Genomic DNA, 12,894 nt, shown 5'->3' with positions numbered 1-12,894 from the left:
AGAATAGGAATTACGGCGCAAAGATTTTGCAAAAATCGGCGGGCACGGTGTAAAAAAAGTATAAAAATGGCAAAGGCACAATCTAACTGATGATTAGTATTAATTTAACTTTTTCGTAACTAATTTACGTGGTGAATGTAAATTAAGTATAAATACGTGCTTTTTAGTGGTCGGATGAGTAGTAAAATTACAACCAGAGCGGTATTATTTTGCTCAGACAAACATGATTAATTTTACCGGCGCTGCTTGCCGGCCTGAGAAAGGGGAGAGAAATGATGGCGTTGTACAAAGCTTATCCTGCTCATATTATTTTGCTGCGTCGTGCTTTCGCCGTCGTGGCTGGCGTCGCGGCGCTGCCAGTGATGCTGTTCTGGAAAGATCGCGCCCGCTTCTACAGCTGGTTGCACCGGGTGTGGTCGAAAACCAGCGAACAGCCGGTGTGGATGGCGCAGGCGGAAAAAGCCGCTCACGATTTCTATTAATCCGCCCTGCTGCGACGCAGAACAATAACCGCCGGTGCCCCCGGCGGTTTTTTTTCGTCGCTTGTCTACACTCGTTTTCATGCGCCGCAGTGGAATTGGCAGGTGCTTATTTTGCCGGAGCGCGCTATTTTTTCCGGCTTATATCATGAGATGAGTTTTGCTTACGGATATCGAGGAGTTATATGGCCACCCATCTGGTCTGGTTACGCACGGATTTACGCATTCACGATAACCTGGCGCTGGCCGCCGCCTGCCGCGATCCGCAGGCGCAGGTGTTGGCGCTGTATATCGCCACCCCGGGGCAGTGGCGTGAGCATCACCTGGCGCCGCGGCAGGCCGCGTTTATCGCCAGCCATTTGCACAGTCTGCACGCCGCGCTGGCGGAACGGGGCATACCGCTGTGGGTCGAAGAGGCGGACGATTTTACCGCCAGCGTCGAACGGCTGGCCCATTTCTGCCAGCAGCACCAGGTCAGTCACCTGTTCTACAACTATCAGTACGAATTCAATGAACGTCAGCGCGATGCCGCCGTTGAGAACACCTTGCGCGATGTCATTTGCCAGGGCTTTGACGACAGCGTCCTGTTGCCGCCCGGCAGCGTCATGACCGGTGGCGGCGAAATGTATAAAGTTTTCACGCCGTTTAAGAATGCGTTTATTCGCCGTCTGCGGGACGGGCTGCCGGCGTGCGTGGCGGCCCCGAAGCCGCGCCAGGCACCTGTCCGTCAGGCGCCGCCGCTGCCTGAGCTCAACTATCCGCAAACGCCGTTCGATGGGCTGCTGTTTGCTGCGGATGAAAAAACGGCGCTGGCGCGGCTGCGCGCGTTTTGTCAGCAACCGGCGGCGGAGTATGAGGAACAGCGTGACTTCCCCGCCGTGGAAGGGACCAGCCGCCTGTCGCCCTGCCTGGCTATCGGGGTACTGTCGCCGCGCCAGTGCCTGCATCGTCTGCTGACGGAACACCCCGCCGCGCTGGATGGCGGGGCAGGCGCCACCTGGCTTAATGAGCTGATTTGGCGCGAGTTTTACCGCCATCTGATGGTCTACTATCCGAAACTCTGTAAAGGACGCCCGTTTATCGCCTGGACCGATAAGGTCGCCTGGCGCGAAGATGATGCCGCCCTGCGGGCGTGGCAGCGCGGGGAGACCGGCTTTCCGATAGTCGATGCCGCGATGCGCCAGCTTAACGCCACCGGCTGGATGCATAACCGGTTGCGCATGATTGTCGCCAGCTTCCTGACGAAAGATCTGCGCCTCGACTGGCGGGCAGGGGAGCGTTACTTCATGAGTCAGCTGATTGATGGCGACCTGGCGGCGAACAACGGCGGCTGGCAGTGGGCGGCCTCGACGGGCACCGACGCCGCGCCCTACTTCCGCATATTTAATCCCATCACCCAGGGCGAGAAGTTTGATAAGCAGGGGGTGTTTATGCGTCGCTGGCTGCCTGAGCTGGCAAAGGTGCCGGAAAAAGCGCTGCATCAGCCGTGGGCGTGGGCGGATAAACAAGGGATCAAACTGGATTATCCGCGCCCGATAGTCGATCACAAACAGGCGCGGCAGGAGACGCTGGCGGCCTGGGAGGCCGCCAGAAAAGGAATTACTCCACCGCCAGACGGCGGGTCCTGACCTTCAGTGAGTGATACAGCCAGATGACCAGCACCACGCCAACGCAGGCCAGCGCGCCCCAGGTGATCTGGCTGAAAACCTTGATGTAGGCGTCAATGGAGTAGTTCACCGCCCCGGCAGCGTCGAATGACGCCTGCGAGGTCTGGTCGGCAATGACGCCGGCCAGATAGTTGGCGATGGCTCCGGAGAGCAGCATATAGATGCCGGTCAGCACCCCAGTGACCCCCGGGATCTCAATGCGGGTGATTTGCGACATCGCGACCGGATCGATAAACAGTTCGGCAAAGCCCATCACCGCCAGACCCAGTACCATCAGCGGCATGGACGACTGGCCATAGGCCGCGGACCAGCGGGCGCTGAGGGTCAGGATGCAGAATCCGGCGCTCATCAGGCCCAGACCGAGGGCAAATTTCCCCCAGATGCGCACGGTGCGATTGCCACCGACGCTCTCTTTCACCAGCCACGCCAGCACCATCCCGCAGAGCATCACCGCGAAGGCGTTGACCGACTGGAACATGGCGGTAGGGACTTCGTAGCTCATGATATGGCGATTAACGAAGCGGTCAATATACAGGCTGATGGAGCTCCCGCCCTGCTGGGCGAAGGCCCAGAACAGCAGGCTAAACGCGGTGAGGACAACGATCAGGCGCAGATCCTTACGCTGTTTATCGGTTTCAGCGCGCAGGTAGATCCGCGCCAGCACCGCCAGGCCGATAACGGTGGCCACGATCAGGGCATACACCGACCACTCCTGCCAGAACAGCACGGCGATCAGCAGCGGGGCGGTAACCAGCAGCACCAGCAGCCAGCCCCAGTTCGGCAGCAGGAAGGTTCGCGCGCACAGCGCCTGGCGGTTGACGCCGGCGGTATGCTGGAAGTGACGGTTGCCGCAGAGAAAAATCACCAGTCCCGCCACCATGCCGATGGCCGCCAGGGCAAAGCCCATCGCCCAGCTATACTCCTCCTGTACGTAGCCGCAGGCGATAGGCGCGATAATCGAGCCGATATTGCCCGCGGCATACATCAGCGAGAAGCCGCCATCGCGACGCGGATCGGCAGGTTCGTAGAGTTCGCCCAGCAGACAGCTGACGTTGGATTTAAACAACCCGTAGCCGCAGACGATGATCGCCAGCGACAGGTAGAGGAAGACCGGGGCGGTTTCGCTGGCCCCGAGCACCAGATGGCCAATGGCCATCAGCAGCGCGCCGAGCATCACCGCCATCCGGTTGCCCAGCAGCTTATCGGCCAGATAGCCGCCGAGGATCGGCGTCACATAAACCAGCGAACAGTAGGCGCTGAACAGGGCGTAGGCGTGGTTATCGTCATATTTGAGCTGATTGGTGAGATAGAGGATCAGCAGGGCGCGCATGCCGTAGAAGCTAAAATACTCCCAGATTTGCAGCGCCACGACGTAGTAAATCGCCCGCGGCTGCGATGATGATGTCTTCATGTGAAGTGTGTTTCCTGACGTAAAGCGAAAGTCGATCGTTCTGCATGAATAGCGTTTAATTAGTCATATTCATGGCTGGAGGGGCTTTCTGGTTATTTAATATGCTTTATTAGTGCATAAATATACACGAATGCGCGACGGGGTGGGTAGACAAAATGCGGGATCCGGTAAAAAGTCATGGTCGGTGCCGGTAGTGGACTATCGACGGCCCGAATGGATATGGTTATGTTATGCCTTTGTATACCCTGATTATCTGCTGGAGTGGCGATGAAAAATAGCGAACTGGAACAACTGATTAACGACAAGCTCAATAGTGCGGCCATCAGTGACTTCGCCCCTAACGGTTTGCAGGTGGAAGGACGCGACACGGTGCACAAGATTGTCACCGGGGTGACGGCCAGCCAGGCGCTGTTGGATGAAGCCGTTCGGCTGCAGGCGGATGCGGTGATCGTCCATCATGGCTATTTCTGGAAAAACGAGTCGCCAGTGATCCGTGGCATGAAGCGCCGCCGCCTGAAAACGCTGCTGGCCAACGATATCAATCTCTATGGCTGGCACCTGCCGCTGGATGCCCATCCGGAGCTGGGCAACAACGCGCAGCTGGCGCATCTGCTGGGGATTAACGTACTGGGTGAAATCGAACCGCTGGTGCCGTGGGGCGAACTGTCGATGCCGGTTTCCGGCCTCGAACTGGCCTCCTGGATCGAAGCGCGGTTGGGGCGCAAGCCGCTGTGGTGCGGCGATACCGGGCCGGACACCGTCAGCCGCATCGCCTGGTGTACCGGCGGCGGCCAGGGCTTTATTGACGCCGCGTCGCGCTTTGGGGTGGACGCGTTTATCACCGGCGAGGTGTCGGAACAAACCATTCACTCTGCCCGCGAGCAGGGGCTGCATTTTTATGCCGCTGGTCACCACGCCACCGAGCGCGGTGGCATTCGCGCCCTCAGCGAATGGCTGACGGAAACGACCGACCTGGATGTCACCTTTATTGATATTCCCAACCCTGCCTGACGGGAGAGAGAAAAGTGCAGCGAGCGCGTTGTTATCTGTTAGGAGAAACGGCCGTCGTGCTGGAGCTGGAGCCGCCGGTCACGCTCGAGAGCCAGCAACGGATATGGGGATTGGCCCAGCGTCTGTCTCACCACGAAGAGGTGGTTGACGCCATTCCCGGTATGAACAATATCACCGTAGTGCTCCGCCGTCCGCAGGAGATGGCGTGGGAGGCGATAGACCGTCTACAGCGCTGGTGGGAGGAGAGTCTTGCGCTGGCGCCGGAGTCGAGGTCATTAACCATCCCGGTGGTGTACGGCGGCGAGGCCGGGCCGGATCTCGGGGTGGTGGCGCAGCACAGCGGCCTGAGTGAAAAACAGGTTGTGGAGCTGCATGCTTCGGTGGAATACCTGGTCTGGTTTATTGGTTTTCAGCCGGGATTTCCCTACCTGGGCGGGCTGCCGCCGGCGCTGGCGACCCCGCGTCGCGCCGAACCGCGCGTACGGGTGCCGGCCGGTTCGGTGGGCATTGGCGGCGCGCAAACCGGCATCTATCCGCTGGCGACGCCTGGCGGCTGGCAGCTGCTGGGGCGGACCGCGTTGACGCTGTTTGACCCGGCGCGTAAGGAGCCTGCGCTGCTGCGCGTGGGCGATAAAATTCGCTTTGTGCCGCAAAAGGAGGGGGTATGTTGACCCTGATCCGCGCCGGTCTGTACACCTCGGTACAGGACGGTGGACGAGAAGGCCTGCGCCAGTCTGGCATCAGTCGCTGCGGCGCCCTGGATTATCCGGCGCTGGTGATTGCCAATCTGCTGGTTGGCAACGAGGCGAACGCCGCCGGGCTGGAGATAACCCTCGGCCAGGTGGAGATTGAATTTGCCCGCAGCGGCTGGTTCGCGCTGACCGGCGCCGCCTGCGAAGCGACGCTGGACGGCAAAGCGGTCTGGGTGGGCTGGCGTACCGCCTACCGGGCCGGGCAGCGGCTGGTGCTGAAAACGCCGCAGCATGGCATCCGCAGCTATCTGGCGGTGGCGGGCGGGATTGCGGTCCCGGTGGTGCTTGGCTCGCGCAGCACGGATCTTAAGGCGGGGATTGGCGGTCTGGAAGGACGCCGCCTGCAGGATGGCGACCAGCTGAAGCTCGGGAAAGCCGCCCGGCGCTTTACCACCTCGCGCGGCGTCAAGCAGCTGCCGCTGGACAATCGCATTCGCGCGCTGCCGGGCCCGGAGTATCACGAGTTTGATGCGGCCTCGCAGGCGTCGTTCTGGCGCTCTCCCTGGCAGCTCAGCCCGCAGAGCAACCGTATGGGTTACCGCCTGCAGGGGCAGCCGCTGAAACGGACCACCGATCGCGAAATGCTGTCGCACGGTCTGCTGCCTGGCGTGGTGCAGGTGCCGCACAACGGCCAGCCCATCGTGCTGATGAACGATGCGCAAACCACCGGCGGTTATCCGCGCATCGCCTGCATTATTGAGGCTGATATGTACCAGCTGGCGCAGATCCCGCTGGGGCAGCCGATCCACTTCGTCGCCTGCTCGCTGGAGGAGGCGCTGAAGGCGCGGGCCGATCGTCAGCGTTATCTTGAACAACTGGCCTGGAGACTCCACGATGATGATTGATCTCAATGCCGATCTCGGGGAAGGGGGCGCGAACGATAGCGCGCTGCTCCAGCTGGTGTCGTCGGCGAATATCGCCTGTGGTTTTCACGCCGGCGATGCCCGGCTGATGGTGCAGAGCGTGCGCGAGGCGCTGAAGTACGGCGTGGCGGTGGGCGCCCATCCGGGGTATCCCGACCGGGAAAATTTTGGTCGTACGGCGATGGATCTACCGCCGGAAACGGTCTATGCCCAGACGCTGTATCAAATTGGCGCCCTGGCGGCGATCGTTCAGGCGCAGGGCGGCGAGCTGCAGCATGTGAAGCCGCACGGCATGCTTTATAACCAGGCGGCCAAATCGCCGCCGCTGGCGGACGCCATTGCCCGCGCGGTCCGTGATGTTAACCCGAAGCTGGTGCTGGTGGGGCTGGCGGGCAGCGAACTGATCCGTGCCGGGCATCACTATGGTCTGACGACGCGCCAGGAGGTGTTTGCTGACCGCGGCTACCTGGCCGACGGTAGCCTGGTGCCGCGTAGCCAGCCCGGCGCGCTGATTGACAGCGAAGAGCAGGCCCTGGCGCAAACCCTCGAGATGGTGCAACACCACCGGGTGCGCAGCATCAGCGGCGAGTGGGCCAACGTGGTGGCGCAGACGGTGTGTCTGCACGGCGATGGCCCGCACGCGCTGGATTTTGCCCGCCGTCTGCGGGCGGCGTTTGCCGGGCGCCATATTCTGGTCAGCGCGCAACTGGACGCTGAAGCGTGACAACCTGAATGACCGCGAAGGAGAGAATAATGGCAGGCGTGTTGTTAACCGGTTTTGAACCCTTTGATGGCGAGACGGTTAACCCTTCATGGGAAGTGGTGAAGCTGCTGGACGGGATGATGATTGCCGGGCAGCCGGTGATCGCCCGCCAGCTCCCCTGTGTGTTTGGCGAGGCGCTGTCGGTGCTCTACGCGGCGATAGAAGACCTGCAGCCGAGGCTGGTCATTGCTGTGGGGCAGGCCGGTGGTCGCGTCGATATCAGCGTTGAACGTGTGGCTATCAATGTCGATGATGCGCGCATTCCCGATAACAACGGCCAGCAGCCTGTCGACACGCCGATCGTCGACGGGGGGCCGGCGGCGTGGTTCAGCACCTTACCGATCAAAGCGATCGTCAGCGCGTTGCGCGATCGCGGGATCCCGGCTTCGGTCTCCCAAACCGCCGGCACCTTCGTCTGCAATCACGTGATGTATGGTTTGCTACATAAGCTGCAGGAGCAGGCTGGCGTCAGGGGCGGCTTTATCCATATTCCGTGGCTACCGGCGCAGGCGGCGGCCCATCCCGGCGAGCCGAGTATGGCGACCGCCACCGTGCGGGAGGCGCTGGAAACGGCCATTGCCGTGGCGCTGCGCCAGTCGGTGGATAGTAAACTGGGCGGCGGCGCCACCCATTAACAGAAGGATGACAGTATGCCGGAAGGTCCGGAGATCCGCCGCGCGGCGGATAAACTGGAGGCGGCAATCAAAGGCGAACCTTTAACCGACGTCTGGTTCGCCTTTCCCCAGTTGCAACCCTACCAAACCCCGCTGATGGGTCAGCGGGTTACCCATATTGACACCCGGGGGAAAGCCCTGCTGACCCGCTTCTCCGGCGGGTTGACTCTGTACAGCCATAATCAGTTGTACGGTGTCTGGCGCGTGGTCGATGCCGGGGAACAGCCCGCCTCTAACCGGGTGCTGCGCGTCAGGCTGCAGACCGCCCGCAAGGCGATTTTGCTCTACAGCGCGTCGGACATTGAAATGCTCACGGCGGAGCAGGTTGCTCATCACCCGTTTTTACTGCGCGTGGGGCCAGATGTGCTGGATATGACGTTAACCGCGGAGGAGGTGAAAGCGCGGCTGCTGTCGGCCAAATTCCGCCATCGTCAGTTTTCCGGCCTGCTGCTGGATCAGGCCTTTCTGGCCGGGCTCGGTAACTATCTGCGGGTGGAGATCCTTTGGCAGGTGGGATTAAGCGGAAAGCGTAAAGCCGCTGAACTGAGCGATAGTCAGCTGGATGCGCTGGCGCACGCGCTGCTGGATATCCCGCGGCTTTCTTATCGAACCCGCGGCCAGGCGGATGACAATAGGTATCACGGCGCGCTGTTTCGCTTTAAGATCTTCCATCGTGACGGGGAAAGGTGCGAGCGCTGTGGGGGGGTGATTGAGAAGACGACACTCTCCTCACGGCCGTTTTACTGGTGTCCCGGATGCCAGCATTAAGCCGGCTGTCAGGGAGATAAAAAAAACGCGCCAGTTGGCGCGTTTATTGTTATCCGGTACGGCAAGATTACCGCTTAATGTCAGACTGGTAATCGCGTTTGGTGTAGCCGGTGTACAGCTGACGCGGACGGGCGATCTTCATGCCATCGTTGTGCATTTCGTTCCAGTGCGCAATCCAGCCCACGGTACGCGCCATGGCGAAGATAACGGTAAACATGGAGGACGGAATACCCATCGCTTTCAGGATGATACCGGAGTAGAAGTCGACGTTCGGGTAAAGTTTCTTCTCGATGAAATACGGGTCGTTCAGCGCGATATGCTCCAGCTCCATGGCCACCTGCAGCAGGTCGTCTTTAGTGCCCAGCTCTTTCAGCACTTCATGGCAGGTTTCACGCATCACAGTGGCACGCGGGTCGTAGTTCTTGTAAACACGATGGCCGAAGCCCATCAGGCGGAAAGAGTCATTTTTGTCTTTCGCACGACGGACAAACTCCGGAATGTGCTCAACGGAGCTGATCTCTTCCAGCATTTTCAGCGCCGCTTCGTTGGCGCCGCCGTGTGCCGGTCCCCACAGGGAGGCGATACCGGCTGCGATACAGGCGAACGGGTTAGCGCCGGAGGAGCCGGCGGTACGTACCGTCGAGGTCGACGCGTTCTGCTCGTGATCGGCGTGCAGGATCAGAATACGATCCATCGCGCGCTCAAGCACCGGATTGACTTCATACTCTTCGCACGGTGTGGCGAACATCATGCGCAGGAAGTTGCCGGCGTAGGAGAGGTCGTTGCGCGGATAAACAAACGGCTGGCCGATAGAATACTTGTAACACATGGCTGCCATGGTTGGCATTTTGGACAGCAGACGGTAGGCGGCAATCTCGCGGTGACGCGGGTTATTCACGTCGAGGGAGTCATGATAAAACGCCGCCAGGGCACCAGTGATCCCGCACATCACCGCCATCGGGTGGGAATCGCGACGGAACGCATGGAACAGACGGGTGATCTGCTCATGAATCATGGTGTGGCGGGTGACGGTGGTTTTGAATTCGTCATATTCGGCCTGAGTCGGTTTTTCACCGTACAGCAGAATATAACACACTTCGAGATAGTTAGATTCGGTCGCTAACTGGTCGATCGGGAAGCCGCGGTGCAGCAGGATCCCCTCGTCACCATCGATAAACGTAATTTTAGATTCACAAGAAGCGGTGGATGTGAAACCTGGGTCAAAAGTAAATACGCCTTTTGAACCAAGACTACGAATATCAATAACATCCTGACCGAGCGTGCCTTTTAGCACATCCAGTTCAATAGCAGTGTCACCACCCAGGGTGATTTTTGCTTTAGCATCAGACATTTATGGTCTCCTTAGCGCCTTTATTGCTTAAGACTGCCGGGTGGTGGATTTGCTTTCGGCCCGCGCCTGCATACGTTACCAGTTTGTTATGTTGCACACAGCTCTGCGTCAGCGAAAAGGGCAGGGTACAGAGCAACGGCGCTTGATGGTACGTCCTTCAGGGCTGCGGTGAAACAACAGCAAATCAGCGTTTTAGCAGTCCGAATATTAAAACCTATATACCACTAATAACTGTCCTGATTACATCGGTCAATACTGACACACTGTTACATAACTTATTCTCAGGTGAAAGAGTGACCCCATAACTTTTGAGCATTATTGCATTTAACTGGTAATGGTTGTAACAAGAATGTTTAATATTTGTCAAATCAGGTGATTAAAAATTAAAAAAATGTTGTTATCGTGACCTTGATCACTGTTCCGGAGAAAACCCAACAAACTATATGTAGGTTAATTGTAATGATTTTGTGAACGGCCTATACTGCGGCCAGGTCTCCGGAACACCCTGCAATCCCGAGCCACCCAGCGTTGTTTAGTGATGTTTTAATGCCTGAAAAGACGTTTTAACATGACTTCTGGTTATAGAAAGGACGCTGTCTGACCCGCAAGCAGACCGGAGGAAGGAAACAATAAGAACAGCATGTGGGCGTTATTCATGGTAAGAAATGTGAAAAAACAAAGACCTGTCAATCTGGATCTACAAACGATACGGTTCCCAATCACGGCGATAGCGTCCATTCTCCATCGCGTTTCCGGTGTCATCACCTTCGTGGCGGTCGGAATTCTGCTTTGGTTGCTGGGCACCAGCCTTTCCTCCCCAGAAGGTTTTCTGACGGCGGCCTCAATCATGGATAGCTTCTTTGTGAAGTTCATCATGTGGGGCATTCTGACCGCGCTGGCCTACCACGTGGTTGTCGGTATCCGCCATCTGCTGATGGACTTTGGCTACCTGGACGAAACCCTCGAAGCAGGGAAACGTTCCGCCAAAATCTCTTTTGTTATTACTGTCGTGCTTTCACTTCTCGCAGGAGTCCTCGTATGGTAAGCAACGCCTCAGCACTGGGACGCAACGGCGTACATGACTTTATTCTGGTCCGTGCTACCGCCATCGTTCTGACCCTCTACATCATCTACATGGTTGGCTTCTTTGCCACCACCGGTGAAATCTCATGGGAAGTGTGGACCGGATTCTTTGCCTCCGGTTTCACTAAAGTCTTCACTCTGCTGGCTCTCGTCTCCATTCTCATCCATGCCTGGATCGGGATGTGGCAGGTGTTAACGGACTACGTTAAACCACTGGCTCTGCGCCTGGTTCTGCAACTGGCTATCGTTGTGGCGCTGGTGGCTTACGTTCTTTATGGATTTGTTGTGGTGTGGGGTGTGTAATGAAATTGCCAGTCAGAGAGTTTGATGCTGTTGTTATCGGTGCCGGCGGCGCAGGCATGCGCGCGGCGCTACAAATTTCCCAGAGCGGACAGACCTGTGCACTGCTCTCCAAAGTGTTCCCTACCCGTTCCCATACCGTTTCCGCGCAGGGTGGTATCACCGTCGCGCTCGGTAACTCCCATGAAGATAACTGGGAATGGCATATGTACGACACCGTAAAAGGGTCGGACTATATTGGCGACCAGGACGCCATCGAATATATGTGTAAGACCGGCCCGGAAGCGATTCTTGAGCTGGAACATATGGGCCTGCCGTTCTCCCGTCTTGACGACGGCCGTATTTATCAGCGCCCGTTCGGCGGCCAGTCGAAAAACTTCGGCGGCGAGCAGGCGGCACGCACCGCGGCGGCGGCTGACCGTACCGGCCACGCGCTGTTGCACACTCTGTATCAGCAGAACCTGAAAAACCACACCACTATCTTCTCCGAATGGTATGCCCTCGATCTGGTGAAAAACCAGGACGGCGCGGTGGTCGGTTGTACCGCCCTGTGCATCGAGACCGGCGAAGTGGTCTACTTTAAAGCCCGCGCCACCGTGCTGGCGACCGGTGGCGCAGGCCGTATCTATCAGTCCACCACCAACGCCCACATCAACACCGGTGACGGCGTCGGGATGGCCATCCGAGCAGGCGTTCCTGTGCAGGATATGGAAATGTGGCAGTTCCACCCGACCGGTATCGCCGGGGCAGGGGTGCTGGTCACCGAAGGTTGCCGCGGCGAAGGCGGATACCTGCTGAACAAACACGGCGAGCGCTTTATGGAGCGTTATGCGCCGAACGCGAAAGACCTGGCGGGTCGTGACGTGGTGGCGCGTTCCATCATGATCGAAATTCGTGAAGGTCGCGGCTGCGATGGACCGTGGGGCCCGCATGCGAAACTGAAACTGGATCACCTGGGTAAAGAGGTTCTGGAATCTCGTCTGCCAGGTATCCTCGAGCTGTCCCGTACCTTTGCTCACGTCGATCCGGTTAAAGAGCCGATTCCGGTTATCCCAACCTGCCACTACATGATGGGCGGTATTCCGACCAAAGTCACCGGCCAGGCGCTGACCGTGAATGAGAAGGGCGAAGACGTGGTGATCCCGGGTCTGTTCGCGGTAGGCGAAATTGCCTGCGTATCGGTACACGGCGCCAACCGTCTGGGCGGCAACTCACTGCTGGACCTGGTGGTCTTCGGCCGCGCGGCGGGCCTGCATCTGCAGGAGTCCATCGCCGAGCAGGGCGCCCTGCGCGCAGCCAGCGAATCCGATGTCGAAGCCTCTCTGGACCGTCTCAACCGCTGGAACAACACCCGCTCCGGCGAAGACCCGGTTGCTATCCGCAAAGCGTTGCAGGAATGTATGCAACATAACTTCTCGGTATTCCGTGAAGGCGATGCGATGCACAAGGGCCTGGAGCAGCTGAAAGTGATCCGCGAGCGTCTGAAAAATGCGCGCCTGGACGATACTTCCAGCGAGTTCAACACCCAGCGCGTCGAGTGCCTGGAGCTGGATAACCTGATGGAAACCGCCTATTCAACGGCCGTATCCGCCAACTTCCGTACCGAAAGCCGTGGCGCCCACAGCCGCTTCGACTTCCCGGATCGTGATGATGAAAACTGGCTGTGCCATTCCCTGTATCTGCCAGAGTCGGAATCCATGACGCGTCGTAGCGTCAACATGGAACCGAAACTGCGTCCGGCATTCCCGCCGAAGATTCGTACTTACTAATGC

The 12,894-nt window shown here is 58.6% G+C and carries 13 protein-coding genes; 11 read left to right on the top strand and 2 right to left on the bottom strand.

Features of this window, described 5'->3' with window-relative positions:
* The first annotated feature begins 272 nt into the window (after window positions 1-272).
* Together CWM57_RS19895 and phrB are read left to right on the top strand one after the other, a co-directional pair.
* Window positions 273-482 (top strand): DUF2517 family protein, encoded by a 210-nt coding sequence (locus CWM57_RS19895; protein WP_162677839.1) that lies wholly within the window; start codon window positions 273-275, stop codon window positions 480-482.
* A 182-nt stretch (window positions 483-664) separates the two neighbouring features.
* Entirely contained in the window at window positions 665-2,107 is a 1,443-nt protein-coding gene (gene phrB / locus CWM57_RS19890; protein WP_100675902.1) for a deoxyribodipyrimidine photo-lyase, read from the top strand.
* Here phrB and CWM57_RS19885 read toward each other — a convergent pair.
* A complete protein-coding gene (locus CWM57_RS19885) occupies window positions 2,079-3,557 on the bottom strand; it encodes an MFS transporter (RefSeq protein ID WP_074386516.1) in 1,479 nt (492 codons plus the stop codon). The two genes, phrB and CWM57_RS19885, sit on opposite strands and share 29 nt — an antisense overlap.
* Before the next feature lie 267 nt (window positions 3,558-3,824).
* Here CWM57_RS19885 and CWM57_RS19880 point away from each other — a divergent pair, with 267 nt between their 5' ends.
* From CWM57_RS19880 to nei, 6 genes are read left to right on the top strand one after another with little or no spacing between them, the layout of a single operon-like run.
* On the top strand, window positions 3,825-4,568 hold the full coding sequence (locus tag CWM57_RS19880; RefSeq protein ID WP_100631539.1) for a type 2 GTP cyclohydrolase I: 744 nt from the start codon (window positions 3,825-3,827) through the stop codon (window positions 4,566-4,568).
* A 14-nt stretch (window positions 4,569-4,582) separates the two neighbouring features.
* Entirely contained in the window at window positions 4,583-5,239 is a 657-nt protein-coding gene (gene pxpB, locus CWM57_RS19875; protein WP_061155320.1) for a 5-oxoprolinase subunit PxpB, read from the top strand.
* A complete protein-coding gene (pxpC, locus tag CWM57_RS19870; RefSeq protein ID WP_061155319.1) occupies window positions 5,233-6,165 on the top strand; it encodes a 5-oxoprolinase subunit PxpC in 933 nt (310 codons plus the stop codon). The genes pxpB and pxpC overlap by 7 nt, the downstream gene beginning before the upstream one ends.
* Entirely contained in the window at window positions 6,155-6,907 is a 753-nt protein-coding gene (gene pxpA, locus CWM57_RS19865; protein ID WP_061155318.1) for a 5-oxoprolinase subunit PxpA, read from the top strand. The genes pxpC and pxpA overlap by 11 nt, the downstream gene beginning before the upstream one ends.
* A 29-nt stretch (window positions 6,908-6,936) precedes the next feature.
* Window positions 6,937-7,581, top strand: a complete 645-nt coding sequence (gene pcp / locus CWM57_RS19860) for a pyroglutamyl-peptidase I (protein ID WP_100675901.1) — start codon at window positions 6,937-6,939, stop codon at window positions 7,579-7,581.
* Between the two features lie 15 nt (window positions 7,582-7,596).
* Entirely contained in the window at window positions 7,597-8,388 is a 792-nt protein-coding gene (gene nei, locus CWM57_RS19855; RefSeq protein WP_100675900.1) for an endonuclease VIII, read from the top strand.
* 67 nt (window positions 8,389-8,455) lie between these two features.
* On the opposite strand, the gene gltA is transcribed toward nei, so the two are convergent.
* On the bottom strand, window positions 8,456-9,739 hold the full coding sequence (gene gltA, locus CWM57_RS19850) for a citrate synthase (RefSeq protein WP_061155315.1): 1,284 nt from the start codon (window positions 9,737-9,739) through the stop codon (window positions 8,456-8,458).
* A 640-nt stretch (window positions 9,740-10,379) separates the two neighbouring features.
* Between gltA and sdhC the strand changes: the two genes are divergently transcribed.
* The 3 genes from sdhC to sdhA are packed head-to-tail and all read left to right on the top strand — an operon-like array spanning window position 10,380 to window position 12,891.
* Entirely contained in the window at window positions 10,380-10,784 is a 405-nt protein-coding gene (sdhC, locus tag CWM57_RS19835) for a succinate dehydrogenase cytochrome b556 subunit (protein WP_061155314.1), read from the top strand.
* On the top strand, window positions 10,778-11,125 hold the full coding sequence (sdhD, locus tag CWM57_RS19830) for a succinate dehydrogenase membrane anchor subunit (protein WP_002894949.1): 348 nt from the start codon (window positions 10,778-10,780) through the stop codon (window positions 11,123-11,125). The genes sdhC and sdhD overlap by 7 nt, the downstream gene beginning before the upstream one ends.
* Window positions 11,125-12,891 carry a succinate dehydrogenase flavoprotein subunit gene (sdhA, locus tag CWM57_RS19825; protein ID WP_061155313.1) on the top strand — a complete coding sequence of 589 codons (1,767 nt, stop codon included), beginning with the start codon at window positions 11,125-11,127 and terminating at the stop codon, window positions 12,889-12,891. The genes sdhD and sdhA overlap by 1 nt, the downstream gene beginning before the upstream one ends.
* Window positions 12,892-12,894 lie beyond the last annotated feature (3 nt).

The sequence above is a fragment of the Klebsiella sp. G-Nf4 genome, from assembly GCF_002810615.1.
Taxonomy (GTDB): domain Bacteria; phylum Pseudomonadota; class Gammaproteobacteria; order Enterobacterales; family Enterobacteriaceae; genus Klebsiella; species Klebsiella variicola.
Note: the sequence above shows the minus strand (reverse complement) of the source record. Positions and strands in the feature narration are given on the sequence as shown.

What these genes read in the sequence shown, in the direction of transcription:
- CWM57_RS19885 (WP_074386516.1), bottom strand. Translation starts at nt 3,557, where the DNA reads ATGAAGACATCATCATCGCAGCCGCGGGCGATTTACTACGTCGTGGCG.
- CWM57_RS19880 (WP_100631539.1), top strand. Translation starts at nt 3,825, where the DNA reads ATGAAAAATAGCGAACTGGAACAACTGATTAACGACAAGCTCAATAGT.
- phrB (WP_100675902.1), top strand. Translation starts at nt 665, where the DNA reads ATGGCCACCCATCTGGTCTGGTTACGCACGGATTTACGCATTCACGAT.
- CWM57_RS19895 (WP_162677839.1), top strand. Translation starts at nt 273, where the DNA reads ATGATGGCGTTGTACAAAGCTTATCCTGCTCATATTATTTTGCTGCGT.
- pxpA (WP_061155318.1), top strand. Translation starts at nt 6,155, where the DNA reads ATGATGATTGATCTCAATGCCGATCTCGGGGAAGGGGGCGCGAACGAT.
- sdhA (WP_061155313.1), top strand. Translation starts at nt 11,125, where the DNA reads ATGAAATTGCCAGTCAGAGAGTTTGATGCTGTTGTTATCGGTGCCGGC.
- pcp (WP_100675901.1), top strand. Translation starts at nt 6,937, where the DNA reads ATGGCAGGCGTGTTGTTAACCGGTTTTGAACCCTTTGATGGCGAGACG.
- sdhD (WP_002894949.1), top strand. Translation starts at nt 10,778, where the DNA reads ATGGTAAGCAACGCCTCAGCACTGGGACGCAACGGCGTACATGACTTT.
- pxpC (WP_061155319.1), top strand. Translation starts at nt 5,233, where the DNA reads ATGTTGACCCTGATCCGCGCCGGTCTGTACACCTCGGTACAGGACGGT.
- nei (WP_100675900.1), top strand. Translation starts at nt 7,597, where the DNA reads ATGCCGGAAGGTCCGGAGATCCGCCGCGCGGCGGATAAACTGGAGGCG.
- gltA (WP_061155315.1), bottom strand. Translation starts at nt 9,739, where the DNA reads ATGTCTGATGCTAAAGCAAAAATCACCCTGGGTGGTGACACTGCTATT.
- sdhC (WP_061155314.1), top strand. Translation starts at nt 10,380, where the DNA reads ATGTGGGCGTTATTCATGGTAAGAAATGTGAAAAAACAAAGACCTGTC.